Origin of the sequence: Roseovarius sp. MMSF_3298, from assembly GCF_030733705.1 — a bacterium.
Lineage (GTDB): Bacteria > Pseudomonadota > Alphaproteobacteria > Rhodobacterales > Rhodobacteraceae > Roseovarius > Roseovarius confluentis.
On sequence record NZ_JASHIN010000020.1, the window covers coordinates 37242 to 63005 of the forward strand.

Annotated in this window: 21 protein-coding genes and 1 pseudogene; 10 read left to right on the forward strand and 12 right to left on the reverse strand. The window is 62.6% G+C overall.

Translation table 11 applies throughout. From position 1 onward, the window contains the following. Nucleotides 1-3 precede the first annotated feature (3 nt). Nucleotides 4-1032, forward strand: a complete 1029-nt coding sequence (locus RBB18_RS16635) for an IS30 family transposase (RefSeq protein WP_306111496.1) — start codon at nt 4-6, stop codon at nt 1030-1032. A gap of 147 nt (nt 1033-1179) precedes the next feature. On the opposite strand, the gene RBB18_RS16640 is transcribed toward RBB18_RS16635, so the two are convergent. From RBB18_RS16640 to RBB18_RS16660, 5 genes are all read right to left on the reverse strand, one after another. Continuing rightward, on the reverse strand, nt 1180-2613 hold the full coding sequence (locus RBB18_RS16640) for an NAD-dependent succinate-semialdehyde dehydrogenase (protein WP_306111486.1): 1434 nt from the start codon (nt 2611-2613) through the stop codon (nt 1180-1182). Between the two features lie 98 nt (nt 2614-2711). Continuing rightward, complete coding sequence (gene ribB, locus RBB18_RS16645; RefSeq protein WP_306111485.1) at nt 2712-3848, reverse strand: 3,4-dihydroxy-2-butanone-4-phosphate synthase; 1137 nt, start codon at nt 3846-3848, stop codon at nt 2712-2714. 22 nt (nt 3849-3870) lie between these two features. Then, on the reverse strand, nt 3871-6006 hold the full coding sequence (locus RBB18_RS16650) for an ABC transporter permease subunit (RefSeq protein ID WP_306111484.1): 2136 nt from the start codon (nt 6004-6006) through the stop codon (nt 3871-3873). Next, complete coding sequence (locus tag RBB18_RS16655) at nt 6003-7118, reverse strand: glycine betaine/L-proline ABC transporter ATP-binding protein (RefSeq protein WP_306111483.1); 1116 nt, start codon at nt 7116-7118, stop codon at nt 6003-6005. The genes RBB18_RS16650 and RBB18_RS16655 overlap by 4 nt, the downstream gene beginning before the upstream one ends. 61 nt (nt 7119-7179) lie before the next feature. Continuing rightward, nucleotides 7180-8145 carry an ABC transporter substrate-binding protein gene (locus RBB18_RS16660; RefSeq protein WP_306111482.1) on the reverse strand — a complete coding sequence of 322 codons (966 nt, stop codon included), beginning with the start codon at nt 8143-8145 and terminating at the stop codon, nt 7180-7182. Between the two features lie 188 nt (nt 8146-8333). On the opposite strand from RBB18_RS16660, the gene RBB18_RS16665 reads away from it, so the two are divergent. Further along, entirely contained in the window at nt 8334-9386 is a 1053-nt protein-coding gene (locus RBB18_RS16665; protein ID WP_306111481.1) for an Lrp/AsnC family transcriptional regulator, read from the forward strand. Here the strand turns inward: RBB18_RS16665 and RBB18_RS16670 are convergent. Genes RBB18_RS16670 through RBB18_RS16685 form a run of 4 tightly spaced genes read right to left on the reverse strand, consistent with a single transcriptional unit; the run spans nt 9383 to nt 12853 of the window. Further along, nucleotides 9383-10885, reverse strand: coding sequence for an aldehyde dehydrogenase (locus tag RBB18_RS16670; protein ID WP_306111480.1), 1503 nt, complete (start codon nt 10883-10885; stop codon nt 9383-9385). The genes RBB18_RS16665 and RBB18_RS16670 overlap by 4 nt on opposite strands. Nucleotides 10886-10908: 23 nt before the next feature. After that, nucleotides 10909-11220, reverse strand: a complete 312-nt coding sequence (locus tag RBB18_RS16675) for an EthD family reductase (protein WP_306111479.1) — start codon at nt 11218-11220, stop codon at nt 10909-10911. 5 nt (nt 11221-11225) lie between these two features. Continuing rightward, nucleotides 11226-11762 carry a flavin reductase family protein gene (locus RBB18_RS16680; RefSeq protein WP_306111478.1) on the reverse strand — a complete coding sequence of 179 codons (537 nt, stop codon included), beginning with the start codon at nt 11760-11762 and terminating at the stop codon, nt 11226-11228. Next, nucleotides 11759-12853 carry an LLM class flavin-dependent oxidoreductase gene (locus tag RBB18_RS16685; RefSeq protein WP_306111477.1) on the reverse strand — a complete coding sequence of 365 codons (1095 nt, stop codon included), beginning with the start codon at nt 12851-12853 and terminating at the stop codon, nt 11759-11761. The genes RBB18_RS16680 and RBB18_RS16685 overlap by 4 nt, the downstream gene beginning before the upstream one ends. Before the next feature lie 431 nt (nt 12854-13284). Here RBB18_RS16685 and RBB18_RS16690 point away from each other — a divergent pair. Further along, nucleotides 13285-14304, forward strand: a pseudogene (locus RBB18_RS16690) (IS110 family transposase). Between the two features lie 1168 nt (nt 14305-15472). Here RBB18_RS16690 and RBB18_RS16695 read toward each other — a convergent pair. Continuing rightward, nucleotides 15473-16261, reverse strand: coding sequence for an IclR family transcriptional regulator (locus RBB18_RS16695; RefSeq protein ID WP_306111476.1), 789 nt, complete (start codon nt 16259-16261; stop codon nt 15473-15475). Between the two features lie 186 nt (nt 16262-16447). On the opposite strand from RBB18_RS16695, the gene RBB18_RS16700 reads away from it, so the two are divergent. From RBB18_RS16700 to RBB18_RS16730, 7 genes are read left to right on the forward strand one after another with little or no spacing between them, the layout of a single operon-like run. Continuing rightward, the gene (locus RBB18_RS16700; protein ID WP_371931671.1) at nt 16448-17236 is read left to right on the forward strand and encodes an ABC transporter ATP-binding protein; all 789 of its coding nucleotides are present in this window, start codon (nt 16448-16450) and stop codon (nt 17234-17236) included. Continuing rightward, nucleotides 17229-17933: an ABC transporter ATP-binding protein gene (locus tag RBB18_RS16705; RefSeq protein ID WP_306111474.1), complete on the forward strand. Its 705-nt coding sequence runs from the start codon at nt 17229-17231 to the stop codon at nt 17931-17933. The genes RBB18_RS16700 and RBB18_RS16705 overlap by 8 nt, the downstream gene beginning before the upstream one ends. A gap of 31 nt (nt 17934-17964) precedes the next feature. Next, a complete protein-coding gene (locus RBB18_RS16710; RefSeq protein ID WP_306111473.1) occupies nt 17965-18849 on the forward strand; it encodes a branched-chain amino acid ABC transporter permease in 885 nt (294 codons plus the stop codon). Continuing rightward, nucleotides 18850-19830, forward strand: a complete 981-nt coding sequence (locus RBB18_RS16715; RefSeq protein ID WP_306111472.1) for a branched-chain amino acid ABC transporter permease — start codon at nt 18850-18852, stop codon at nt 19828-19830. Beyond that, a complete protein-coding gene (locus RBB18_RS16720) occupies nt 19827-21044 on the forward strand; it encodes an ABC transporter substrate-binding protein (RefSeq protein WP_306111471.1) in 1218 nt (405 codons plus the stop codon). Before RBB18_RS16715 ends, RBB18_RS16720 begins: the two co-directional genes overlap by 4 nt. 13 nt (nt 21045-21057) lie before the next feature. Further along, complete coding sequence (locus RBB18_RS16725) at nt 21058-21924, forward strand: alpha/beta hydrolase (protein ID WP_306111470.1); 867 nt, start codon at nt 21058-21060, stop codon at nt 21922-21924. 11 nt (nt 21925-21935) lie between these two features. Continuing rightward, on the forward strand, nt 21936-22298 hold the full coding sequence (locus tag RBB18_RS16730; RefSeq protein WP_306111469.1) for a nuclear transport factor 2 family protein: 363 nt from the start codon (nt 21936-21938) through the stop codon (nt 22296-22298). Between the two features lie 858 nt (nt 22299-23156). Here RBB18_RS16730 and RBB18_RS16735 read toward each other — a convergent pair. Together RBB18_RS16735 and RBB18_RS16740 are read right to left on the reverse strand one after the other, a co-directional pair. Next, the gene (locus tag RBB18_RS16735; RefSeq protein ID WP_306111468.1) at nt 23157-24440 is read right to left on the reverse strand and encodes an MFS transporter; all 1284 of its coding nucleotides are present in this window, start codon (nt 24438-24440) and stop codon (nt 23157-23159) included. Between the two features lie 135 nt (nt 24441-24575). After that, nucleotides 24576-25733 carry an HPP family protein gene (locus RBB18_RS16740; RefSeq protein ID WP_306111467.1) on the reverse strand — a complete coding sequence of 386 codons (1158 nt, stop codon included), beginning with the start codon at nt 25731-25733 and terminating at the stop codon, nt 24576-24578. Between the last annotated feature and the right edge of the window lie 31 nt (nt 25734-25764).

A 25764-nucleotide genomic window follows, 5' to 3' on the forward strand; every position in this document is an offset into this window, starting at 1 on the left:
GGCATGGGAGCCGTTTACACGCAACTATCACTACAAGAACGCCGTAAGATCGAGAGCTGGTGGCATGCAAAGGTGCCCGTCAGAGAGATGGCACGCGTTCTGAAACGCCACAAATCGACGATCTTTCGCGAGATCAAACGCAATTTCTGGGCAGATGATGCCTTTCCAAAGAAGTATGCGGGTTACTTCGGTCATGCTGCGCAGTTGAAGACAGACAAGCGTAGGTCTGTGCAACGTAAGCTGATCCGACATCCCGAACTGTGCAAGACCGTGATCGCGCGGATCAAGCAAGGCTGGACGCCCGAGCAGATCGGCAACCGCATGATCTATGAAGGCGCAAAACTGCGCGTCTGCCAGGAAACGATCTACCGTTATATCTATTCCAAGGAAGGCATGGACAAAGAGCTGTGGTGGTATCTGCCCGAGCACCGCAAAGCCCGAAAGCCGCGTCGTGCCAGAAAGCGCCAGAAGCCCAAGTTCGACCGCAATGTCAGCATCTTGTTCCGGCCGGAGGATGTCGCACACCGCCGCCAGTTCGGACACTGGGAAGCTGATTTTGTCTTGTTCAAACAACGCTTTGGCCAGTCAAATGTGACCTCCCTCGTGGAGCGCATGAGCCGCTTCACAGTTCTGCTGAAGAACCCGAACAAGCGCACGAAACCAGTCATGGGTAAGATCATGAAAGCCGTGCGGGATCTGCCCTACGTCGCGCGTCGTTCCATCACCTTCGACCGCGGCACCGAGTTCGTCAGCTGGCCCCACCTTCAGGCCGATATCGGGACGCAAACCTGGTTCTGCGATCCATCTAGCCCGTGGCAGAAAGGCACCGTGGAAAACACCAATCGCCGCGCCCGAAGATGGCTGCCAAGGAAGCGCGACATCACGGCGGTCTCAGATCATGAATTGAAAATGATCTGCGACCGCCTCAACGTGACACCTCGAAAGTGCCTCGGGTGGAAGACACCCGCAGAGGTCTTCCGGGAAAAGATGATGGAAGAGATGGGACGATCCCCCTACCCTCAGAAGCAATAGGAGTCGCGGTTCAGGTATCGCACACAGGTCAGACCATGGTACAGCCACGAACTCCGGCTGCCAGTCTCAAGGCCAACTGTCCGGTCAGCGCCGCCGCGATTACCTCATGTTTCGTTTTGGAGTATTTTTTGTGTTCGCCTTTTCTGGTCAATTTAGCTGGGTGACGAAACGTGGCTGAAGATAGGCTGTGATCGCTTCGGATCCGCCTTCGGTGCCAATGCCGCTGTCGCCAATACCGCCGAAGGGAACTTCTGGAACTGACAATCCAATATGATTCACGCTGATCATCCCAGCCTGAAGCTCATCCCGGATTCGCTGGCTGCGCGCTGAACTGCTGGTCCAGGCATAGGCGGCTAATCCGTAGGGTAGCCGGTTTGCCTCGTTGAAAGCCGCGTCATCGGTGTCGAAGCGGTTGATAATCGCAACCGGGCCAAATGGCTCCTCATTCATTATGCGTGCCTCGGTTGGGACATCTGTCAGGACCGTCGGCTCAAAAAACCAACCGGTATTGCCAATGCGATGCCCTCCTGTCACCAAGGATGCGCCGTGTTGGACGGCGTCCTGGATCAGAGCCTCCAGCGCGGGAATACGGCGGTCATTCGCAAGCGGTCCCATCTGTACGCCTGGCAGTCTTCCAGGACCTACAGTCAGGGACCGGGCCGCTTCCACGAAGCCGTCAATGAACTCCCGTGCAACGGTCTCCTGCACCAAGAAACGTGTCGGCGAGACGCAGACCTGTCCGGCATTTCGGAATTTGGTGGCCACCATCGTTTCGACCGCCTGCACGACATCGGCGTCGTCGAAGATCAACACCGGCGCATGTCCGCCCAGCTCCATCGTGGAACGCTTCATGTGTCTTCCGGCGAGGCCGGCTAGTAACTTGCCGACCTCAGTCGACCCGGTGAAGGAAATCTTTCGGATTACCGGGTGCGGAATTAGGTAATCCGAAATTTCGGTGGGGGCGCCGTAGACGAGGTTAAGCACCCCGTCCGGCAAGCCCGCATCTGCGAAGGCCCGGATCAGTTCAGCGGGGGAGGCTGGCGTTTCTTCGGGAGCTTTGACGATCAGCGAACAGCCCGCGGCAAGCCCGGCGGAGATCTTGCGCACAATCTGGTTGACCGGAAAGTTCCACGGGGTGAACGCGGCGACCGGGCCAACCGGGTCCATGATCGTATACTGGGTGACCCCGGGTGCGCGCGCAGGAATGACCTGGCCGTAGAGCCTCCGCGCCTCTCCGGCGAACCACTCTAACACCTCGGCTGCGCCGCGTAGTTCTAGCGCGGACTGGACCAGTGGCTTGCCTTGCTCTGCCGTCATCAGTGGTGCGATCTGGTCGACGCGCTCGCGCAAGATGGCTGCGGTCCGCATCATCAGGGCGGACCGTTCGATGGCGGGAACCCTACGCCAGGTATTGAAACCTCGTTGCGCGGCTTCCAGCGCGGTATCCAGGTCGCCGATACCTGCATGGGCAACTCGACCAATCATCCGCGTGGTGGCCGGGTCGATCACGTCAATCGTGCGCCCGTCCGAGGCATCGCACCATTTCCCGTCGATAAAAAGCTTCGTATCAGGGTAGGTCATGTTCGTCCTAGTTCATGTGACAATATTTGCGTTGCCGTGCGCCATTGATAGCAGCATGAGCGCTAGCCCGTGCAGACAGACAGGTTAAGCTGCATCGCTCAGTCCAGGCTAACGCGCGGGATCGGGCGCGTTCCCACCAGCCGCAGGTCATAGCCTTCCAGCCCGACAAGCTCGGGCGCCGTCGAATTCGTCAGAAGAACGATGTCCCGGATGCCGAGGCTGCACAGGATCTGCGCCCCGATGCCATAGCGGCGCTGCGTCTTCCGGGCCGCCCCCGTGCCGCGGAACTTCGACGAGATGAAATTCGGCGCCGCGTCCCGTAACAGGACGATGGCGCCGCGCCCCTGCCGCGTAATCTCGGCCATTGAATCGGCCACCTGGTTCCAGCGCGTCGGGTTCAGCGCCAGCAGGTCCTCAAGCGGGTCGATCACGTGCATCCGCGTAAGCACAGGCGCCCCGTCCGACACGTCCCCGCGCGTCAGCGCGATATGCTCCGCCCCGTCCGGGGCATCCTCGAACACGCGGATCGTCCATTCCCCGCCGATGAACGACGTGATCTTGTCCGAAACCAGTTCCTTCAGCAGGTTGTCATGCCGCCTGCGATAGGCGATCAGATCCGCGATCGTGCCGATGGCCAGGCCGTGGCGCACCGAGAATTGCTTCAGCTCGGGCAGCCGCGCCATCGTGCCGTCGGGGTTCATGATCTCGCAGATCACCCCGGCCGGTGTCAGCCCGGCCAGACGCGCCAGATCCACCGCCGCCTCCGTGTGACCGGCCCGCACCAGCACCCCGCCCTCTTTGGCCTTCAGCGGAAAGACATGGCCCGGCGTCGCGATGTCGGCGGGCTGCGTGGCCGTATCGGTGGCCACCGCGATAGTCCGGGCACGGTCCGCGGCGGATATGCCGGTGCTGACGCCCTCGCGGGCCTCGATGCTCACGGTGAACGCGGTCTCGAACCGCGAGGAGTTGCGCACCGCCATCTGCGGCAGGCCCAGCGCATCTATGCGCGCCGCCTCCATTGCAAGACAGATCAGCCCGCGGCCATGGCGGGCCATGAAGTTGATCGCCTCCGCATCCGCGAATACCGCCGGGATCACCAGGTCGCCCTCGTTCTCGCGGTCCTCGTGATCGACAAGAATGAACATTCCGCCCGACCTCGCCGTCTCGATCAGCTGTTCCGTCGTGGCGAAACCCACGTGTCCGCCCGCGGGCGCAATCGGTCCTGTCACGGTCATCGTCCTGCCTTGTGTCCCGGGTTCACGGCGTCACCCCCGAAGCGTCCGCGCCAATCTGCGCCTGGCCGCCACCACGCCGCAGCTGCGCGATCCAGCCCCGGATAAGCCGGTCCGAGGTCAGCGCGATCAGCGCGATGCCCAGCCCGGCCAGAAGACCCTTGCCCGGATCGGCCTGCGACAGCGCCACGTAGACGGCCTGACCAAGGTCCTGGGTGCCGACCAGCGCGGTGATCGCAAGCATCGCAAGCCCGAACATGATCGTCTGGTTGATACCCAGCGCTAGTGACGGCAACGCCATCGGCACGCGCACCTGCAACAGGATCTGCCACGGGGTACAGCCCATCTGCCTCGCCGCCTCGACGATATCCTCATCAACCGTCCTCAACCCGTATTCCGTATACCGTATCGCCGGCACGATCGCGTAGATCACGATTGCCAGCAGCGCGGTGAATTCACCCACCTGGAAGAACATCAGGAACGGGATCAGCAGGACGAACTGCGGCATCGTCTGCAACGTGTCCACCACGATCCGCACCACGCCCGACATCCGCCGGGAATGCGCCGCCATGCCCCCGATCACCGCCCCCAGCGCCAGCGAAATGACCACGCCCATCGCGCACAGATAGATTGACAGCATCGCCAGGTCCCACAGGCCGGTGACCACGAAATACAGGCAGGACCCGGCACACAGTATCGCGGTCCTGCCGCCGCCCAGGGCGCCGCCCAGCGCCGTAAGCAAAAGCGTCAGCGACACCCAGGACACACCCGTCGTACCGAAATACATCAAGTAGAATACGAACAGGACGCCACAGCCCAGCGCGAGGGACCGGCGGGCCAGCGCCAGGCTCAGCACCACGGCGGCCGCCCAGTAGGCCCCGATCAGCCCCGGCGTCAGCGCGATCCCCCAGGTGAAGGGCGTCACGGCATTTTCCAGTCCCGCACGCAGGGGGAACATGACAAGATAGAAGAACTGCGTCTTGAACGCGGCCAGCATCGCCCCGTGGCGGATCAGGACCTGCTCCAGCCATGCGTTCAGCGGTGCCGCCACATCCCACACCGCTCCGGCCGGAGCCGCGTTCAGCGGCGCCACCATCAGGCCCACCGGCAGGCTGACCGCCGCCGCCATCGCCACCAGCACCCACCGGCGGCGCAGTACCGGGGCGGCGGCATGCCCCCGCCGCTCCCGCACCTGGTCGGCAAAGCCGTGCGTGATACGGTCGATCATCACCGCCAGGAAGACGATGCACAGGCCCGCCATCAGGCTCTGCCCGAACTGGGCCTTGCGCAACGCCGTCAGAACCGCCCAGCCGATATCGTCGAACCCGCCGATGATCGCTGCGATGATGACCATGCTCAGCGCCTGCATCGTGCTCTGGTTGATGCCGACCATCACCTGCGGCATCGCGCCCGGCACCCGCACCAGCCAGAACAGCTGGGCGCGCGAACATCCCGCCATCCGGCCGCTTTCGACTTGCCCGTCCGGCACCCGCGCCAGTCCCAGCATGGTGTTGCGCACCATCGGCGGCGCGGCATAAATCGCGCTCGCGATTAGCCCCACGACCGGTCCGAACCCGAACAGCAGCAGGATCGGGATGAGATAGGCAAAGGCGGGCACCGTCTGCATCAGGTCAAGCAGGAACTCCAGCCCCCTGCGCCAGCGCGGCCATGCGAACCCTGCCGCCCCCAGGCCGAACCCCAGCGCGACCGACAGGGGCACCGACACCCCGACCAGCGCCAGCGTGTTCATCATCTCGGTCCAGTAGCCCAGCACCACCGTCAGCATCAGCCCGACGCCCGCAAAGACGGCAAGGCCGGGCCCCGAGGCCAGCCATGCCAGCCCCGCGAATACGACCGCAACGGTGATCCAGGGAAGGACCGCAAGGCCCGCCTGCAACGCTTTCATCGGTTGCGACAGCAGCCACGAAAACCAGCGGAACACCGGCTGAAGCCAGGCCACCAAGGCGGCCATCGCGGTATTCAGCCACTCCGCGACCGGCAGTTCAAGCGCGGCGGGAACATCCCGCAGCCAGTCATAGTGCAGGCCCAGCAGGGTCACCACCGCCGCGGCCGCGATCACCACGCCCCGGCAAAGCTGATGTCCCCGGCGGGTCGACGGTCCGCGCACCGGGCCAAAGAGTTCCGAATTGACCAGGCTCATCCGCGCGCCCCGGCGCCGGGCGCGTTGGTGCCGCGCGCCATCGCCCTGTGTAGAACCGATGCGACGCCCGAGGGCGTAACCCGCCCCGTGATCGTCCCGTCGCGGCCACGCACCGGGACGTCTCCGGCGCCGAAATCATGCATCGCGAACAGGTCTTCCAGCGTGGCATCCGCGGCCACCGGAAACGCCGCGCCCGTCCTGTCGGCCGCGGGCTCCATCACGTCCGACACCTTCAGCACCCGCACCAGCGGCACGTCGGCGGTGAAGCTGCGCACATAGTCGTCCGCCGGCGCAAGAACCAGCTCCGACGGACGGCCCAGCTGAACGACCTGCCCATCCTTCATGATCGCGATCCTGTCCGCGATCTTCAGCGCTTCCAGGAAATCATGCGTGACGAAGACGATCGTCTTGCCCAGCTGCGACTGCAGGCGCATGAACTCGTCCTGCATCTGCCCGCGGATCAGAGGGTCAAGCGCGCTGAACGGTTCGTCGAGAAACCACAGGTCCGGGTTGACGGCCAGCGACCGGGCGATGCCCACACGCTGCTGCTGCCCGCCCGAAAGCTCGTCGGGGCTGGCCGTCTCGCGGCCTTCGAGCCCGACTAGTGAAACGACCTCGCGCGCGCGCTCCAGCCGCTCTTGCGCGGCGACCCCCTGGATCTTCAAGGGAAAGGCCACGTTCTCGAGCACGGTCAGGTGCGGCATCAGGCCGAAGGACTGGAATACCATTCCCATCTTGTGCCGCCGCAGATAGGTCAGCGACCGCGCGTCCATACCGACAAGGTTCTGCCCGTCAAGGATCACCTCGCCCGCCGTCGGCTCGACCAGGCGTGACAGGCATCTCAGCACCGTCGACTTGCCCGAGCCCGACAGGCCCATCAGCACGAAAATCTCGCCTTCCCGGACATCGAAACCGACATCGCAGACCGCCGGCATCTGGCCGGCGCTCCGGACCGCAGATATGCGGTCGCCGCGCGTCGCGGCACCCGCCGTGCGCTTCAGCGCGTCCTCCGGGTTCGCACCGAAGACCTTCCACAGGCCACGGCAGGACAACTTGACCGGCGACGGGTCAAGGCCGGGCTGGGATGAGGGTACAGCGGTCACGTGTTGCATGATGTCCGTCCAATTATACGAGTGCCGGCGCGACATCTCCCGCGCTGGCAAGCCATTGATCCTATTCGGTGGCGCCTTCGATCCAACCCTGCCAGGTCGCCTGGTTGGCATCCATCCACGCGGCGATCGCGTCTTCCGGCGACACGCCGTTCACGTCGATCTCCAGCACCAGCTGTTCCTGTGTCGCATTGTCGATCTGGAACGCGTCAAGAAACCGGTACGCGGCCGGCCATTTCTCCTCGGTGCCGGCCCAGGCCAGCTTGCGCACCCAGCCAGAGGGCCAGCCACAGTCATGAGTGGCGTCGGGGTTCGGTCCGGCAGCGGCATCCTCGTAGCATTCATCGCTCGATTCCGGCAGTTCGACCCAGCGCGGATCGGCCTCCGCGAACAGCCAGTGCGGCGAATAGAACATCATCACGATCGGACGCTTCGCGGCAACGGCGGCCTTGTACTCGGCCGCGGCGGCCCCTTCGGACCCGGACGGGATCGCGACAAAGTCGATGCCCAGCGCGTCCAGCCGCTTGTCGTTGTCCGGCGCCCAGTCGGCGGGATAGTCCAGCAGCCGCCCCTTGGGAAAGGTTTCCGGCGTCGCGAACTGCTGCTGGCACGCCTGCAACGCCTCGTAATCAGGCAGGCCGGGGCATTGCTCTTCCATGTACGCGGGATAGATCCAGCCTTCCCTGCTGTCGATGCCGGTTTCCCCCAGGTCGACAGCCTGTCCGCTGTCGATCGCCCGCGCGAAATGCTCCTGTATGGTCTGCTCCCAGATCTCCATGGCCACGGTCAGGTTGCCGTCCATGACGCCCTGGACCTGCGGCACGTAGCCGGCGGTGACGTATTCCACGTTGTACCCCATCTTCTTCAGCGTCTCCCCGGCGATGCGGGTCGTCACGTGCTGACCGGTCCATTCATTCAGCGGCAGCACGATGGGATCATCGCTTTCCGGCTCGAACGCGGTTGCGGCAACGCCCGCAAAGGCGAAGGCGCCCGCCAGTGCAAGGTTCGGGATTGTTCTGGAACGTTTCACGCTGTCATCTCCTGTTGGTTACTTTTTCTGTTTTTAGACGGTAATTTTTCGACGTTTTCCATTCCGTTTCGGCCGTGCTCTACCGGCAATCCCGGAAATTGGATGATCCTGCGCTCTATTGTGGTTGCGGACCGGCACGCGATCGGAGTATCCGGTTGTCCCGAACCGCTTAGCCAAGGACGCGCATGATGGCGCCCAGAACACCTGCCCGCACCTCGACCGACGGCGCGAACGCGCCCGGTCTGCTGGGCAACCTGCCCCTGACCGAGACGGACCGCCGCATCATCTCCCACCTCCAGCAGGACGGCCGGCGTACCTTCGCCGCCATTGCGCAGGATATCGGCGTCACCGAAAAAACTGTGCGCACCCGCGCACGCGCCCTGCTCGACCAAAAGGTCATCGAAATCGTCGCCCTCGTCTCGCCGGTGGCGCTTGGATATTCCGTCAGCGCGCTCGCCGCGATCACCATTGATTCCCCGGCGCTCGGCAGCCGTATCTCGGACACGCTCGCCCGCATCGACACGATCGACTACGTGGTGCTGACCTACAGCCGATATGCCATCTTCGCCGAGATCATCGCGCGCGACATGCAGGAATTGCAGACCACCATCGAAACCGAGATCGGCGCCATCGAGGGCATCACCGGCGTCGAACTCTTTCCATATTTCAGCTTGCACTACCAGCAGGCCCGCATCATCGACACCGGCAGCGAAGGCGACGACGGTGTGCGCGACATCGAACTGGGCGCTACCGACAAGGCCATTGCCTCGCAGCTCAGCCTCGACGGGCGGATGCCGTTCTCGGCGGTTGCCGATCACCTGGGCGTGTCCGAGGGCCAGATCCGCCAGCGCGTGCAGGCGATGATCGAGAACCGGCAGCTTCAGATCATGGCAATCCTCAATCCTCTCAAGCTGCTGGATCGCACCATGGCGTGGATCGCCATAAAGGTGTCCTCGGATACGCGGCTCCGACAGGTGGCGGATGCGCTCAGCACCATGCCCGACATCTCCTACGTGGCGATCTGCGCCGGCCGTTTCGACATCTTCGCCGAGGCGATCACGACCACGCAGTCCGGCCTGCTCGACCTTGTCGAGACGAAGGTCCGACCGCTCAATGGCATCCGCGATGCCGAGGTCTTCATCTACGCAAACCTGCACTACAAGCGCCTTCTTCCGGTACATCTCAAGGACCGGACCGGCACGCCGCATGACGAGCCGATCCATTCGATCTACGAGCCCTAGCCGTAATTCACCCAGACCGCCTTGGTCTGAAGGTACTTATCGATCCCTGCCATCCCGTTATCGCGGCCATAGCCAGATGCCTTGTACCCCCCGAACGGGGCGGCGGCGTCGAACTGGTTGTAGGTGTTGATCCAGACCGTCCCGGCCTGCAGGACGGCCGCGGTCCGGTGCGCCTTGCGCAGGTCGTGGGTCCAGATCCCGGCGGCCAGTCCGTATTTCGTCGCATTGGCGCGCGCGACAAGATCATCGTTGTCGCGAAAGCTCTGCATCGCAAGAACCGGCCCGAAGATCTCTTCCTTCGCGACGCGGCTGCCGTCGGGCACGTTCGAGAGCACCGTCGGCTCCAGGAAGTGACCGCCCGACAGCTCCCCGCCACAGCGGTTCCCGCCAAAGCTGACCTCGACCCCTTCCGCACGCGCGGCATCGACATAGCCCGACACGCGGCTAAGCTGCTCGGCCGACACCAGCGGGCCCATCGTGGTGGTCGACCGCAGCCCATGCCCCACCGCGACCTTCCCGGCCTCTGCCAGCACGATCTCGGCCACCCGGTCATAGACCTTTTCCTCGACCAGCAGGCGCGACCCGGCGGTGCAGACCTGCCCGCTGTAGAAGAAGATCGCGACGGCGGCGGTTGCCGCGGCGGTCTCGACATCGCTGTCGGCAAAGATGATGTTGGGGTTCTTGCCACCCAGTTCCAGCGATACGTGCTTGAGATGCGCAGCGCCCCGCGCCGCGATCATCTTGCCCACGGGTTCCGACCCGGTAAAGGCGATTTTGTGGATGCCCGGGTGGTCGACGATCGCCTGCCCGGTGGTCTCGCCGTGGCCGGGCAGGACGTTGATCACCCCGGCAGGCAGACCCGCCTCCAGCGCCAGTTCACCCAGGATTAGGGCGGAAAGGGGCGTCTGCTCCGCGGGTTTCAGGATGACGGTACATCCCGCGGCCAGCGCGGGGGCAAGCTTGAAACAGGCTTGGCAGATGGGAAAGTTCCACGGCACGATTGCGCCCACAACGCCGATCGGCTCGCGGCGGGTATACACGTGCATGTCCGGCGGGGTCACCGGCAGAGTGTCGCCCTGAATCTTCGACGGAAACGCCGCGTTGTACCGCAACGCCCCGATCGACAGGGGAATATCGACGAACTTGATGTGCTCCGCAGGCTTGCCGCTGTCCAGGGATTCGACCTGCGCGATCATCTCGGCATTCTTCTCGATCAGGTCCGCGAACCGGCGCAGGGCGGCCTCGCGGTCGGCGGGGCTGAAGCGTGACCATTCCCCCTCCAGCGCCTTCTGCGCGGCCGTCGCGGCCATGTCGACATCTGCGCTTCCTGCATGGGCGACCGCGCAGATCACCGTGTCGGTCGCCGGGTCCAGCGTGTCGAACGTATCTCCGGACTGCGCGTCGCGCCATTTCGCGCCGATCAGCATCTTCTTGGGTTTCGCCAGAAAGGCACGCGCCTCGTCCGATAGCAGGTTCTCAATGGATGTGTGTATGTTCATGTCCGGTTTCCCGCCTTTCTGGCTCAAATCAACTCTTCGGCGTCGATCGTCACGATGGTGACGCCGCCGGTTGCAAAGGTTCCAAGATCCTCGACCGCCGCCTGCCCTTCGGGCGAGGCCATCGACGCCTCCAGGTCCGACCGGTTCGCATAGCTCAGGATCGCGGTGGCGTAGACCGGCGCGCTCTCGTCGCTGCTGGTCACCGCACCACGGCTGACCTCGAACCCCTTCAGATGGGGCATGGCCCTGGTCAGGGGGGCGTGGACATCGGTATAGTGGGTGTCGAACGCCGCGCTGTCGGCGGGCATTCCGTAATTGACGATGACTCGTATCAAGGGGCTTACTCCTGCGTTTGCGTCGGAATGGGGAAAAGCGCGCGACGGTGATAGACCAGCGGCACCGCGCCGGCGCGTGTCACCCGGCGCACGTTCCCGGTGACGATCACGTGGTCGCCGCCGGGCACACGCTGTCCCACGCTACAATGAATGACCGCCGCGCATCCGGCAATCTGCAGCAACCCGCCTGGACCCGCGGCACACTCGATATCGTCGAACTTGTCGGTGCCCTTGCCGGCCATGCCATAGGCAACCTTCTCCTGCCCTTCGGCCAGCACGTGAATCAGGAAATCCACACCCGGCAGCAGCGCCTTCAGCGTGTTCGAGCCCACGTCGAAACAGGCCAGCATCATCGGCGGCGCCAGTGACAGCGACGACACCGCCGACAGCGTCGTGCCGACCGGCCGGCCCTGCCAGTCGCGGCAGGTCACCACCGTCACCGCAGCGGGCATGTCCGACATCGCCGACTTGAACACGTCCATGTCCGGGCCGCAAAGATCGGCCGCCACGCCGGCTTCCATGGTCTCGGTCTGTACGTTCATGATGCGATGGCCTCTGCCCGGTCCCGTACCGCGTCCTCCGCGAAGGCCGGGATGACCTCCTCGCCGATCAGGCGGATCGACTCCATGATCTCGTCATGCGGCATCCCGTCGATCCGCAGCAGCACTTCGTCGATCCCGCGCGCCTGCAGGTCCTTCAGCCGCGCGATGAAATCCTCCGGCGTCCCCACCATGACCGACGGAGTGCCGGTGGTCAGGAAATCCATATTTGCCCGGTTCTCGAGGAACCGCGCCATGTGCGTGTCGAGGTATTCGTAAGAATTGTTCTTTGCCAGCGGCGCATAAAGCTCGGCGATGAAACCGGCATAGCCCAGCACCACGTCGCGCGACTTTGCCATCGCGGTCTCTCGGTCGTGGTCGCAAAAGGCCGAGGCGACATACAGCCCCATCGTGTCCACCCTGTCCGGCAGCAACGAGGTGCCCTCCGCCACGCCCTCGGCATGGGCGTCGATACATTCCTGCATGTAGTCGAAACCGAAATAGCTTTCGAACAGGATCGCCCCGATACCGCGCTGACCCGCCTCCCTGCAGGATCCGGCAGACGACGCCGCCACGTAGATCGGCGGATGCGGATCACTGATGAAATAGGGCACGATCTCGCGCTCTTCGAAAGACCAGTACGGGCCGTCGTGGCTGACATGCGGCGACGCCATCGCCTTGGCCAGCACCTCCAGGGAATCCGCCCACATCGGCTTGGTGTCCCTGGGCTCGACCCCGAAGGTCGACAGGGTATGAAGATTGTTCGACCGCGCGGTACCAAGCTCGGCGCGACCGCCCGAAACGATATCCAGCGTGGCCAGCCGCTCCGCCACGATCAGCGGATGGTTCCACTGCAGCAGGACCGAACACATGATCCGTAGCTTGATGTTGCGCGTCTCCCGCGCCACGGCGGCATAAAGCACCTCGGGCGCCGAGACGGTGAATCGCGGAGGGCTGAACTTCTGCTCGGACGTGCCCCAGCAGTGAAACCCCATTTCGTCGGCCAGCGCGACTTCGCGGATCATCTCCTCGTAGCGCTGCGCATAGCTCACGCCGGGCATGATTTCACCCTCTTGAAGCATTCCAATTTTCATTTGCGTCCTCCGATGACTTGACCCTGAAACACGACTTTCCGAAAGACCTTCGATAGATCCTCTCCGTCTGTCAAGTTTGTTTTTCGTATTTAATTTATTGAAGCCTTACTTTTTTCGTAGCCATAAGATAAAAAAAATCCCTAAAATGGATGGATTGTGCTTTTTTTTAACGACGTAGTTTTTCACCGTTCGCACAAAAAAGGATGTCCCGGGAATTTTGCGCACCGCAACGCCTAGAGCTCGTCCATTTAATCTGCAGCATATCCGGCAGCCTTGAAGAGGCTTCTGCACACGTCTGGTGGGAAGAGTTTCCAGAAGAGCCTTGAGTTTTGAATGTGCCATTTCGATTAATGGTGTGGATGGCTCCTGCTCGTACCGGCGTCGCGATGCGCCTTAATGGACTGTCCTTGTCTTAACAGGAGGAGCCATCCATGTTTGAAGTTTGCAATGTCGGCGTCGATGTCGCCAAGAACGTTATTCAGGTTCATGGTGTCGACACCGACGGCAAGACCGTACTGCGGCGCCAGCTCCGGCGGGACCAGTTTGTCTCGTTTTTCGAAGGCTGCCCCCAGTTGTCTGATTAACATGGAGGCCCGCTCCGGGGCGCATCACTGGGGACGACGGTTGCCGGAGATTGGCCATGAGGTGCGGCTGGTGCCGCCGTCCTACGTGAAGCCCTACGTCAAGCGCGGCAAGACAGTGAGGCCGATGCCGAAGCGATCTGCGAGACGGTGATCAGGCCCTCAATACGGTTCGTTCTCGCGAAGAGCGCAGCGGATTCTGCAGCGCTCGCTCTGCACCGAGCGAGGGGCTTCCTTATCGGGCAGGTTACGCAGAGGTGCAATGCGATCCCGGCCAGCATGGCCGAGTTCGGGATCGTGACGGCGAAGGGGTCGAAGCGCGTTGCGGACCTGGCAGAGGAACTGGACACCTTGCCGGAGGCCGCTCGTCCGCCGCGCCGGGCGCTGTTCGATCAACTCGCCGAGACACAGACGCGGATCGACCGTCTAACCGACGAGATCGGGGAGGTTCACCGGCAGAACTAGGTGAGCCGACGACTGGCATCTATCGCGGGAGTCGGAGTCCTAACCGCAATGGCCATCGCCTCGACGACACCGGATGTGAGCAACTTCGGCTCGGCGAGGAACTACGCTGGCTGGCTCTGCCTGACGCCGAAGCACCCCTCTACAGGTGGTAGGCCCCGAAGCGGCGGCATCTCGACGATGTGCAACCGCTATATCCGACGGCTGCTGTATCTGAGCGCCACGGTACAGCTCATGGTCCGTCGAAGTAGCCGTCACCCGGGAACGGATTGGCTGTCCAGAAAGCTTGCGACCAAGGAAACGAGGGTCGCTGCGATCGCACAAGCCAACCGCATGGCGCGCATGATCTACGCGCTTCTGCGCGACGGAAAGAGCTACAGACCTCGGGTCGGTGTGGTGCCCGCCTGAGAATGTTCTGACGGCTCGGCAAGGTGCAGTGAGGTGATGTCGAACTGACGGACATGGCGAACGGGAACATCCCGATGAATGCGAGACGCATAAAAGCGCGTTCGATTGAGTGGGAGCCTTTAGCCGCCGCGGAACTTCATCATGGCGCTCACCTCCCACCCTGCAACGAGACGCCAAATACATGGCCGCAGCCGACCAGCCGCCAGAAACTCAGCATAATCCTTGCCACGCAGGAGCCAACCATACATGGGTCCAGTTCGGGCAAGTACGGCGGAATGGAAATCAGCTAGCTACCTTGCGACGTCATAACGTCCTGCACGTGGGCCGATTTGTGGGATGACAGGTTATCAGCAATTACCACGTCGCCTAGCTACCATGTCGGTGCCAATTGGGTTTCGATGTAGAGGTCAAACGCGGCCCGATTCATGAGACAATCAAGCAAGTAGGGCGCGCTGAGTTCTTCGATCCGAAAGCCTGCAGTGAATGTCTAGACGCGCCGATGTCCGAAGGGTGGATTTAACCCGTAGCCGGTGACTCGTATTTGCCACTTTGCCTGTAAGGCTAGACACGATATCGATCTAGGCGGTCTTTTTTCTGCTATCCCATTGCTACCGAATTCGATCGACCTCGGAACTGCAGCGCATTCAGGCTGACGTTGGAGCACGACATTTGTTCCGGGAAGCTGCCCGCATCATTGAAACTTTCTTGCCTTTTACGAAACAGATAAATGCCACGGTGCCCAGTCGCGTGGGCAGGTTCTCCCAAGACTTAGGCGCCCACGAACGGCAAAGCTCGCAGTACATAGAGATGCAACTTCTTAAGCTTTGAACGTCTATCCCGGTGGCATGTACACCGGGTTTCGGCCAGCGTACCAACAGCGTGACTTTGATGTCGTGGCGGGAAAGATCGGAAGCGCCAATACGTGCCGTTGCGTCAGTCTGGTTCAACAAGCTACAGGTTCTCCGCCAAGCAACTCCGTCGAGCTCTGGTTTCGCAGGGTTGGGACGGTCAGCATCCAACTAGGATGGTTTCCGATGGCGAGCCAATACAGCCGAGTCTGGTGGTCGCGCGGTTCTGCGACCGGTGCGCCACATTTTCGACTGGTGACATATCTCGATGCTCGTTCAGCATCTAGAGGCCTGAGACTTGCCCGCTACCGCTTCTCTTTTCAACCTTCAAATTTTGTCGGCTGGTAGTCGATGCGCACGGCGCGCGCCAACGCATCCGCCCCGGAACGGAAGCGCGAAATCGCGCCTTGCTCGATCATTTCCAGTATCCGCGCCTTGGGTCCGACCGTGGCAAGAGCAAACCGGACTCCACCGTCCTCGAACAGGACGGGTACCGCAAATGCGGCCAGCCCCTCCTCGACTTCGTCGATGCAGGTCGCGTGCCCCTCGCGTCGGACCGTTTCGAATTCCTGTCTCACGATCCTGGCGTCGGTCTGGGTGAACCGGGTCAGCGCGGGCAGGCTGCCCTTCAGGACGCTTTCGATCATCTCCGGCGGCTGGTGCGCCATGATCGCCTTGGCCGACGCGTTGGCATGGGCCATCATCGACCGTCCCGGCACCACGTAGCCGCGCCACGGGCTGCCCGGTGACTCCATCAGGATCGAGCGGACGATCTCTCCCTCCAGCCGCGCCATATAGCAGGTCTCGTCGAACTCGCGCGACAGCGCCCGCAGCAGCCCCCCGGCGACCGTCTCGATGAATTCAGTGCCCGCCATCAGCGAGGCAAGGCGGCGCGCCCGGTCCCCCAGCGTATAGCGGGTACTGCCGTCGGCCCGGTCGACAAGTCCGGCGGCCTGCATCACGGCCAGCTGCCGGTGCAGGCTGGCCTTCGGCAGCGCGGCCATTACGGCGATATCCTGCAAAGACAGGCCATCCGCCCTCCCTGCCAGCAGCTCAAGCAGCATGAAGTAACGGTCGATCGGCGGGGTGCGGGGCGAATCCTTGGTCATGTCCGTTCTCCGATATCCCGAACCGGGCCGTTCGATCCAGCCTGTTCGCGATGCCTGCTCAATTCGGATGCAAATGGCCGTCCGCGCAGGGATTCAGGTGCTCCCGACAAGATTCCGGTTGACGAGACCGGTGTTTTTCAAATTATACATGTCTTGTAAATCGGAATCTATTCCGAAAAACGGAATATGAAAAAACAGGAACGCGTCGCCGTGACGACCACCCAACCCGCCTTTCTCGAAGCGCGCGGCCTGAGCCGTGAGTTTCGCGGCTTCTTCGCCGTGAAGGATCTCGATCTCGATATCCGGGCGGGCCAGGTCCATGCGCTGATCGGGCCGAACGGCGCGGGCAAGACGACCGTCTTCAACCTTCTGACCCGGGTGCTCGACTGCACCGGAGGGCGGATCCTGTTCAACGACAACGACATCACGCGTATGGCGACGCATCGCGTTGCAAGGCTGGGGCTCGTCCGGTCGTTCCAGATATCCTCGGTCTTTCCCGCGCTGACCGCGCTTGAAAATGTCCGGGTGGCGCTTCAGCGGCCCAGCGGGCTTGGCATGACGTGGTGGCGGTCCCGCGCGGCGCTGGCCGGTCTCGACGCGCGCGCCCACGCGCTCCTGCAGGATGTCCAGCTTGCCGACTTCGCCGATCGCCGGGCGGGCGACCTGTCCTACGGACGCAAGCGCGCTCTTGAAATCGCGACCACGCTCGCACTGGACCCTAGGATGCTGCTGCTGGACGAACCCATGGCGGGGATGGGCACCGAGGACGTCGCGCACGTCACCGGGCTGATCCGCAGCGTCGCGCGCGACCGCACCGTCCTGATGGTCGAACACAATCTCAGGGCCGTCGCCGAACTCAGCGACCGGATCACCGTCCTGGCCCGCGGCGAAAAACTGGCCGAGGGCACCTATGCCGAGATTCGCGCCAATGCCGAGGTGCGCCGCGCCTATATCGGGGGAACGGCCCATGCCTGATCCCGTCCTGACAGTGACCGGCCTGCACGCATGGTATGGCGAAAGCCACGTCCTGCACTGTGTCGACCTGCACCTGGCCAAGGGCGAGACGCTCGCGCTTCTGGGGCGCAACGGCGCCGGCAAGACATCGACCCTGCGTGCGATCATGGGCGTCATCCCGCGACGCAGCGGTTCGGTCGTCATCCACGGTCAGCAGACGATCGGCCGGAAGTCGCATGCCATCGCGCGCCTCGGACTGGCCTATGTTCCCGAAGAACGAGGCATCTTCGCATCCTTGACGGCACAGGAAAACCTTCTGCTGCCCCCGGTCATCGCGCCGGGCGGGCTGGAGATCGGCGAAATCTACGAACTCTTCCCGAACCTTGCAGAGCGGCGCCACAGCCCCGGTATGCGGCTGTCGGGCGGAGAACAGCAAATGCTCGCGATCGCGCGTGTCCTGCGGGCCGGCGGGCGCACGATCTTTCTAGACGAGCCGACCGAGGGCCTGGCCCCGGTCATCGTCGAGCGCATTGCCGAGGTCGTCGCGATGCTGAAGACCCGCGGCTATTCGGTGCTTCTGGTCGAACAGAACCTCGCCTTCGCCCAGGCCGTCGCGGACCGCACCTGCGTCATGGAACACGGCCGCATCATCGAAACCTTCACCGCACGCGAGGCGGCCCGCCACGCCGAAAGCCTGCAAAACCATCTCGGCGTCTGAACGCCGTATCACTAGGGGAAAGACCAGAGCCATGGAAATATTCGGCGCCTCACCACAGCTGATCCTGGGCCAGGTCCTGATCGGCCTGATCAACGGTTCGTTCTATGCCCTGCTCAGCCTTGGCCTCGCCATCATTTTCGGTCTTCTGCGCGTGATCAACTTCGCCCATGGCGCGCTTTACATGATGGGGGCCTTCGCCGCCTGGATGACCCAGGCCTGGCTCGGGCTGAACTTCTGGGCCGCGCTGATCATCGCGCCTCTGGCGGTCGGGTTGTTCGGCCTGCTGGTCGAACGCGCGTTCCTGCGCAGCATCTACCATCTCGATCACCTCTACGGCCTGCTGCTGACCTTCGGCATCGCGCTGATGGTCGAGGGCATGTACCGCTACTGGTTCGGCGCGGCCGGCAAACCCTTCACGGCGCCCGACGCCTTTCGCGGCATCTGGGATCTCGGCTTCGTCATAGTGCCCAAGTATCGCGGCTTCGTTGTGCTTACCTCGCTCGTGACCTGTCTGGCGGTGTGGCTGCTGATCGAACGCACGCGGCTGGGCGCGTATCTGCGGGCCGCGACGGAAAACCCCGATCTTGTCAGCTGCTTCGGCATCAACGTCTCGCTGCTGACCGCATCGGCATACGTGCTTGGCGCCGCGCTGGCCGGCCTGTCGGGCGTGCTGGCCGCACCGATCTACCAGGTCACGCCGCTGATGGGCACCAACCTCATCATCGTGGTCTTCGCCGTCGTGGTGACCGGCGGCATGGGGTCGCTGTCCGGGGCGATCATCACCGGCTACGGCATGGGCGTGATCGAGGGTCTGACCAAGGTCTTCTACCCCGCGGCATCCTCGGTCGTGATCTTCGTGGTGATGGCGCTGATGCTGCTTCTGCGGCCCGCGGGCCTCTTCGGCAAGGAGGCCTGAATGCCGCGCTTCCCGCTCCTTCCCGCGCTGGCGTTGCTGCTCCTGCTCTGCATCGCGCCGCTGGTCTTCTATCCGATCTTCCTGATCAAGCTGCTTTGCTTCGCCCTATTCGCCGCGGCATTCCACCTGCTGCTGGGATATGTGGGGCTCCTGTCCTTCGGACATGCCGCCTTCTTCGGGACAGGCGCCTACATGTCCGCACAGGCCCTGGCCCGCTGGAATCTCGCGCCCGAACTGGCCCTGCTGTTCGCGGTCGCCATGTCGGCGGCCCTCGGCGCGGTGATCGGCTTCCTCGCCGTCCGGCGACAGGGCATCTACTTCGCGATGATCACTCTCGCGCTCGGCCAGATGGTCTATTTCATCTACCTTCAGGCCCCCTTCACCGGCGGCGAGGACGGGATCCGCGGGATCACCCCCGGCCATTTCCTCGGCGTCGTGGACCTGGCCGACCCGCTTGCCCTCTACTTCACCGTGCTGGCGCTGACGGTCCTGGCCTTCGCGCTGGTCTGGAGGATCGTTCAGTCCCCCTTCGGCATGATCCTCGAGGCCATCCGCGAAAACGAGCCGCGCGCCATATCGCTGGGCTACAACCCGACGCTCTACAAGCTGGCCGCCTTCACCTTTTCGGCGGGGCTGGCGGGACTGGCGGGCGGACTCAAGGCGATGTCCTTCCAGATCGCGACGCTGGTCGACGTGACGTGGCAGATGTCCGGCGAAGTCGTTCTCATGACGCTGGTCGGCGGCATCGGCACTTTTCTCGGCCCCGTGGTGGGCGCTTTCATCATCGGCGGGCTGGAACAGTTCCTCGCCCGGTCGACCCTGCCCGCCCCGGTCATCCTCGGCGCGGCCTTCATCCTCTGCGTCATGCTGTTCCGGAAAGGCGTGGCCGGAACGGCAAGGTCCCTCGTCCAGGCCTGGGCCCAACGCCGCTCCACGCCGAACACCCCAGAAACCGATCCAACCAACAGGACAGACAAATGACATTCAAGCCAATCACGACCGCGGCGCTGATCGCGGGCACCGCGCTCTCGCCGCTTCCTGCCTTCGCGGGTCCCGACGCCATCAAGGTCGGCCTGCTGATGGACATGACCGGCAACTATTCCGACGTGGCCGGACAGGGCTCCGTCACCGCCGCCGAAATGGCGGTCGAGGATTTCGGCGGCACCGTGCTGGGCAAGCCGATCGAGGTGGTCCACGCCGACATGCAGAACAAGGTCGACATCGCGACGTCCATCGCGCGTGAATGGTTCGACGTCGAGGCCGTCGACGCGATCGTCGACAGCAACATGTCCTCGGCCGGGCTCGCCGTCAGCGAGATCGCGGTCGAGAAGGACCGCCTGATGATCATGAACATCTCGGGCTCGCCGCGCTTCACGAACGAAAGCTGCAACCCCAACACCATCCATTATGTCTATGACACCTACGCGCTGGCCACCTCCACCGGCAAGGCCGTGGTGCGCGGCGGCGGCGACAAGTGGTTCTTCGTCACCGTCGATTACACCTTCGGCCACGACTTCCAGGCACAGGCGGAAGACGCCGTCGCCAGCGAGGGCGGCGAAACCATCGGGTCGGTGCTGGTGCCGCTGAACGCGGGCGACTATTCCTCTGCCCTGATCCAGGCGCAATCCTCCGACGCCAACGTCATCGCCTTCGCCACAGCCGGCGCGGACACGTCGAACGCCATCAAGCAAGCGGCCGAGTTCGGCATCGGCCAGGGCGACGACCGGCAGCTTGCCGGCCTGCTGGTCTATATCAACGAGATCGACGCGCTCGGGCTGGAAACCGCGCAGGGCATGCTGCTGACATCCGCCTTCTACTGGGACCTCGACGAAGAGACCCGGGCATTCTCCAACCGTTACATGGAAAAGATGGGGAAGATGCCCAACATGTCCCAGGCCGGCGTCTACAGCTCGACCATGCACTACCTCAAGGCTGTCGAGGCAGCCGGCACCGAAGACCATGCCGCCGTCATGGCCAAGATGAAGGAAATGCCGATCAACGACTTCTTCGTCAAGGACGGCTACATCCGCGAAGACGGCCGGATGATGCGTGACATGTACCTGTTCCGCGTGAAATCCCCGGACCAAAGCACCGGCCCCTGGGACTATTACGAGAAGGTCGCCACCATTTCCGCGGACGACGCCTTCACGCCGGTTTCGGAAAGCCGGTGCTACCTCCTGAAAGAACAGAATTGAACGGATGGCCAACATGACCCTCAAGGAAACACGGTTTTCCCAGGACGAGATGGAGATGCAGTACAACCTGCGTCTCCTCCGGCCCGACTACAACTCCGCTGTCGTGCCCGACTGGGAAAAACGCAGCGAACGGACACGCGCGACGCGCAGGTGCACGCTCGACCTGGCCTATGGCGACGGCCCCGACGACCGGATGGATGTCTTTCCGTCCGACGACCCAAGGGGACCGATCCTGGTCTATTTCCACGGCGGCTACTGGCAGCGCGGCGACCGCAAGTTCTACAGCTTTCTCGGCGATGCGTTCGTCGACTGCGGGATCACCGTGGTCCTTGCGGGCTACACGCTCTGCCCGGCAACCAGCATCACCGGGATCGTCGGACAGGCCCGCGCCGCCGTGGCAAAGACTATTCTGGATACCGACCGCGTGCCGGGCAACCGCGACAGGCTGGTGGTCGGCGGCCATTCCGCGGGAGGGCAGATCACCGGCATGATCATGGCCACGGATTTTTCCACCGTCGACCCGGCCCTGCCCGTGGCCCCGGTGGGCCGGGGCATGCCGATGTCCGCGCTCTTCGATCTCGGTCCGCTCAGGGACACCACGATCAACGATTCCCTGTCCATCGACGACGCCGAGGTCGCCAGCATGAGCCCGATGCAGCAGCCACCGGTCGGCAATGCGCCTCAGCTCGTCATCGTCGGCGGCGGCGAGACCGAGGAATTCCACCGCCAGTCAGACAATTACGCGGCTCTGTACCAGTCGCCGGATCGCCCCGTCGACCGCTATAACAGCGGCGACGACGATCACTTCGACCTGCTCAACAGCCTTGCCGATCCGGCAAGCCCCCTGTTCGCCCGCTGCCGCGACTTCATTCTGGGATGAAAGGAAAGATCATGCCCGAAGACACCTTCACCGAGGCCATGCTGAACGACATGCTGGCCGCCTTCAACGAACATGACCTCGACCGGATCATGTCCTATTTCGCGCCCGACGCCGTCATGATCGCACCGGCGGGCAACAGCCAGACCGGCACGCCGATCGAAGGCGCCGACGCCATCGCGTCAGCCTTCGAAACCCGCTTCGCCCAACAGCCGGACGTCGCCTGGAACGAGGCGGTCAGCTTTTTGTCCGGCGACCGGGCCTATACCTCCTGGCGGGTTCAGGCCCCGTCCGCGGGGATCGACATCAAGGGCTGCGATGTCTGGACCTTCCGCAACGGCAAGGTCGTCGAGAAAGACGTCTACTACAAGGGCTAAGGCTTATTGGACAGCCGGCGCCGGCGCACCCCTTGGTTCGGTTGATTTGTAAGAGTTTCAACTCGACCCCGCGAAAGTGCCTTAGTTACTATACGCCTGCCGGAATTTTCTAGGCCAAGCTGATGAAAATCCAAAATCGATTGGAATAAAACGACATATCAGGAATTGCACTTCAGCGTCAGTTCACTTTCCGAGATGATCGCCCTTTCGTCTCCCGTTGGGCGATCCTGTAGCGGCACCGGCATCGCCGGTGTCGCCTTTTCCAAGGGTGCCGTGCCAAAACGAAAGTCAACGCGAAACCCCGTAGGCCATTGATAGTTCGGCAATATACCGCGTATCTCCCAGAATTTTACAACTCTTTAAGGTTTCGAGCCCAAATGCTTCTCATAACAATTATGGAGACGGACACCGCAGGTTTGCATGACACTAAACCATGTTCTCGCCAAATCCAGGAAAGCACGTAAAATGTCCTTTGATCCCTAGATGCCCGAAAGTACCGAGGTTTGTTCAATCGGTTCTTCAAAACGACTGTTTTTGAACGCGGACCGAACGTTCTCTGTGCAGGTGACAAGGAGGTCGTGAGCAGTGCTCAAGCCCGACCGCTCTACCCCAATTGCAGACATCGCACCCTGCCGAGACCATTACCCGGATTGGGAAACAACTCCGATTAATAAATCAGTCCTGGTTCCTGAAGGGCTGCTCCTCGCCCTTATGTCCGAGTTTACTCTCTTTGGCAGACGTGGACACCGAAAGTAAAGGCGCTGCCAGCTCATGAGCGACAATGGAAGTATAGGCGATTAGCAGGACCGATCCTTATTTGACTGCTGCCCTATCCTGCCGGTGATGCAAACCTGCGGTTCACTCTGTCTCCGGAGCATTGGGATTCCACTCGGGAATAGGTGGCGCGGAGGCCGGCCAGCTTTGGAAGCTTTCCTGGCTTTCTGCATCCGGACGCCCTCGTTGGGCCAAGCGCCAGAGAACGAAAACGGCGAAGAAGCTTGCTTCCGCCAGGAAGAACGCCCAAACCCCCGACGTACCGGCAAACTCAAGAGCCGCGGTCGCCACCGCCGGACCAATTGTTGCTCCGCTCGCCCACATAATCAGAATCGTGGATGAAACCATCACGTGATCAGCCGGATCCGTGTGGTCATTGGCGTGAGCGGTTGAGATCGTGTAAAGCGACTCCGCGAGCCCACCCCAAATCGCGAACAGCACGAGAAGTGCCCAAAAACCTTCACCGCTGAGTGCTGCGCCGCCACCCGCAATCGCAATCGACACCGCCGAGACGCCAAGCCCTGCGCCAAGAATGACTTTACGTCGATCCATACTGTCGCTGAGCCAGCCCAATGGCCATTGTATAACCATGTTACCGCCCTGAAGGGCTGCTATCAGAAGAGCGATGTCGCCCGGCTCCAGTCCGACCTCGGTGCCATACATCGGGCCAACGCCCATCATCGTCATGCCAAGCCCGCCCGAAACGAACGCACCTACCAGGCCGACGGGAGAAATCCGGTAAACTGCAATCGGACGGACCGCTATGCGTTCGGGCGGCGCTGGCTGCTGCAATCGTGTGAGCCCAACCGGGATCACGGCCGCTGCGTAAAGACCCGCAAGCAGCATCAGGGCCGCCGTTCCTTCGATATCCACCACCCGCATAAGAAGTGCGCCGCCGGCGAGTCCAAGCGTGTAGCTTATGTAAAACAGTGCCATGACCCGCCCGCGCCAATTCGTGATGGTCACGGCGTTCAGCCAGCTTTGAGCCACCATGAACATTCCGGTCGTGCAGAATCCGCCCAATACCCGCAGTCCGCCCCAGGAATACAAACTTACGTCAAGGGCCAGAAGAAGCGCCGAAATCGTGCCGATGGCTGCCAGCGATGTGAACGCACGCACGTGACCGCTACGACGCACCATATGCCCCGACAGAAGGCATCCAAGCAACATGCCCGCAGCATACGCCGTCACCACGAGCCCAACGTTGCGCTGCCCGAGCCCCGCCTGATCGAGGCGTACCGGCACGTAAGTTGCCATCAGTCCGTTGCCAAGCGCAATTAACGCCATTCCGGCGACGAGCCCTCCAACCTGAATATAAGGCCTCGGCCACGGTCTCTTGGCTTCGGAAACGTCGCGCGTTTTAGTCATCTCGCTCCTGATTTGACTGCAAGTTGGGCCAGTTCTACATAGACGCGTACCACTGACGCGGCCTCTGCCATCGCCCGATCTATTGAGTAGATCAAGTACTTTTACCGCAATCGAACTCCGTAGCCGCACATCTACCTAATTCGGGTTTGTTCGCACCACGTTTCTCGCCAGTGCCGCGACAAGGTCTGTTCGTGTCACGATGCCAATGATCTTGTCTTTTTCCAGAACCGGAACGGCATCCGTATCCCCTTCGGCCATCATCGGCAGCAACGCCCCGATGGGCGTATCGGCCATCGCACGGGGACCGGCGACACTCATGATATCCCCGGCCTTTGTCGGATTTTCGCGGCTTCGGTCCAGCAGGCGTCGCAAGGCGGCTGCGTATCCGCGGTCAAGACGCAAGGCATCCTCTCTTGCCTGGCGGATCAAGTGGATCTGGAAGATGACTCCAAGGAACTTCTCGTCCTGCTCGACGACAGGAAGGGACGTGAAACGATGCTGCCGGAACAGGTCCGCGACATCGCTCAGGGGCGTTTCGGGGTGGATCGTGACAAGGTCCCGAGACATGATGTCCTGCGCCGTCACCGGAACGGAGTGATGTGCCGCGGCCTGCATCTCCGCTGCCCCGATCAGGCGCGCCAGGTCCTCGACCCCAAGGTTGAAGGACTGGCTGTAGCGCTCCAGGATGTTTGTCAGTTCATCCTCGGACAGCCCTAGCCGTTCGGTCGGATTTCGATCGCCAGTCCCGTGCTGGCTTGGGTCATCGAACTGCCGAAACGGGTAGTGCCGCCCCGTCAAACGCGCATAGATCGTCGCAAGAACCACAAGCGCCGCGGTACCCACGCCAATCGGCGCAATCGCGAACCAGAACCCCAGATGCGCGATGGCATCGGGCGACAGGGCCGCCGTCATGGCCACCGCACCCGCCGGCGGGTGGACGGCGCGACACAGCATCGTCGCTGTCACGGCCAGTCCCACGGCAAGTCCGACCCTCAGGGCGGGATCGCCGACCCATAGGCAAACGGCGACTCCGACCAGTGCGGCTATCGTGTTGCCGACAATCGCGGACCAGGGTTGCGCGAGCGGGCTGTTCGGGACCGCGAACAACAGAACGGACGTGGCGCCGAAGGGGGCGACAAGGTACAGCCCCAGCTCCAGATCGACAGTCGGCGACAGCACGAACAGTCCGGTCAGCCCGAGCCCGATCAGCGCACCAAGCCCTGCCCGAAAGGCCTCGACGCCGGAAACACGCGCAACCGCAGGGCCAAGTGATTTCAAAATGTGCAACGACATGCCTCCTGGCAAGTTGCGCACAAACTTTCAT

Bases quoted from the DNA above. Each gene is read 5' to 3' on its own strand.
- RBB18_RS16635 (WP_306111496.1), top strand. From the start codon at position 4: ATGGGAGCCGTTTACACGCAACTATCACTACAAGAACGCCGTAAGATC.
- RBB18_RS16640 (WP_306111486.1), bottom strand. From the start codon at position 2,613: ATGACCTACCCTGATACGAAGCTTTTTATCGACGGGAAATGGTGCGAT.
- ribB (WP_306111485.1), bottom strand. From the start codon at position 3,848: ATGACCGTGACAGGACCGATTGCGCCCGCGGGCGGACACGTGGGTTTC.
- RBB18_RS16650 (WP_306111484.1), bottom strand. From the start codon at position 6,006: ATGAGCCTGGTCAATTCGGAACTCTTTGGCCCGGTGCGCGGACCGTCG.
- RBB18_RS16655 (WP_306111483.1), bottom strand. From the start codon at position 7,118: ATGCAACACGTGACCGCTGTACCCTCATCCCAGCCCGGCCTTGACCCG.
- RBB18_RS16665 (WP_306111481.1), top strand. From the start codon at position 8,334: ATGGCGCCCAGAACACCTGCCCGCACCTCGACCGACGGCGCGAACGCG.
- RBB18_RS16670 (WP_306111480.1), bottom strand. From the start codon at position 10,885: ATGAACATACACACATCCATTGAGAACCTGCTATCGGACGAGGCGCGT.
- RBB18_RS16680 (WP_306111478.1), bottom strand. From the start codon at position 11,762: ATGAACGTACAGACCGAGACCATGGAAGCCGGCGTGGCGGCCGATCTT.
- RBB18_RS16685 (WP_306111477.1), bottom strand. From the start codon at position 12,853: ATGAAAATTGGAATGCTTCAAGAGGGTGAAATCATGCCCGGCGTGAGC.
- RBB18_RS16695 (WP_306111476.1), bottom strand. From the start codon at position 16,261: ATGACCAAGGATTCGCCCCGCACCCCGCCGATCGACCGTTACTTCATG.
- RBB18_RS16700 (WP_371931671.1), top strand. From the start codon at position 16,448: ATGAAAAAACAGGAACGCGTCGCCGTGACGACCACCCAACCCGCCTTT.
- RBB18_RS16705 (WP_306111474.1), top strand. From the start codon at position 17,229: ATGCCTGATCCCGTCCTGACAGTGACCGGCCTGCACGCATGGTATGGC.
- RBB18_RS16710 (WP_306111473.1), top strand. From the start codon at position 17,965: ATGGAAATATTCGGCGCCTCACCACAGCTGATCCTGGGCCAGGTCCTG.
- RBB18_RS16715 (WP_306111472.1), top strand. From the start codon at position 18,850: ATGCCGCGCTTCCCGCTCCTTCCCGCGCTGGCGTTGCTGCTCCTGCTC.
- RBB18_RS16720 (WP_306111471.1), top strand. From the start codon at position 19,827: ATGACATTCAAGCCAATCACGACCGCGGCGCTGATCGCGGGCACCGCG.
- RBB18_RS16725 (WP_306111470.1), top strand. From the start codon at position 21,058: ATGACCCTCAAGGAAACACGGTTTTCCCAGGACGAGATGGAGATGCAG.
- RBB18_RS16730 (WP_306111469.1), top strand. From the start codon at position 21,936: ATGCCCGAAGACACCTTCACCGAGGCCATGCTGAACGACATGCTGGCC.
- RBB18_RS16735 (WP_306111468.1), bottom strand. From the start codon at position 24,440: ATGACTAAAACGCGCGACGTTTCCGAAGCCAAGAGACCGTGGCCGAGG.
- RBB18_RS16740 (WP_306111467.1), bottom strand. From the start codon at position 25,733: ATGTCGTTGCACATTTTGAAATCACTTGGCCCTGCGGTTGCGCGTGTT.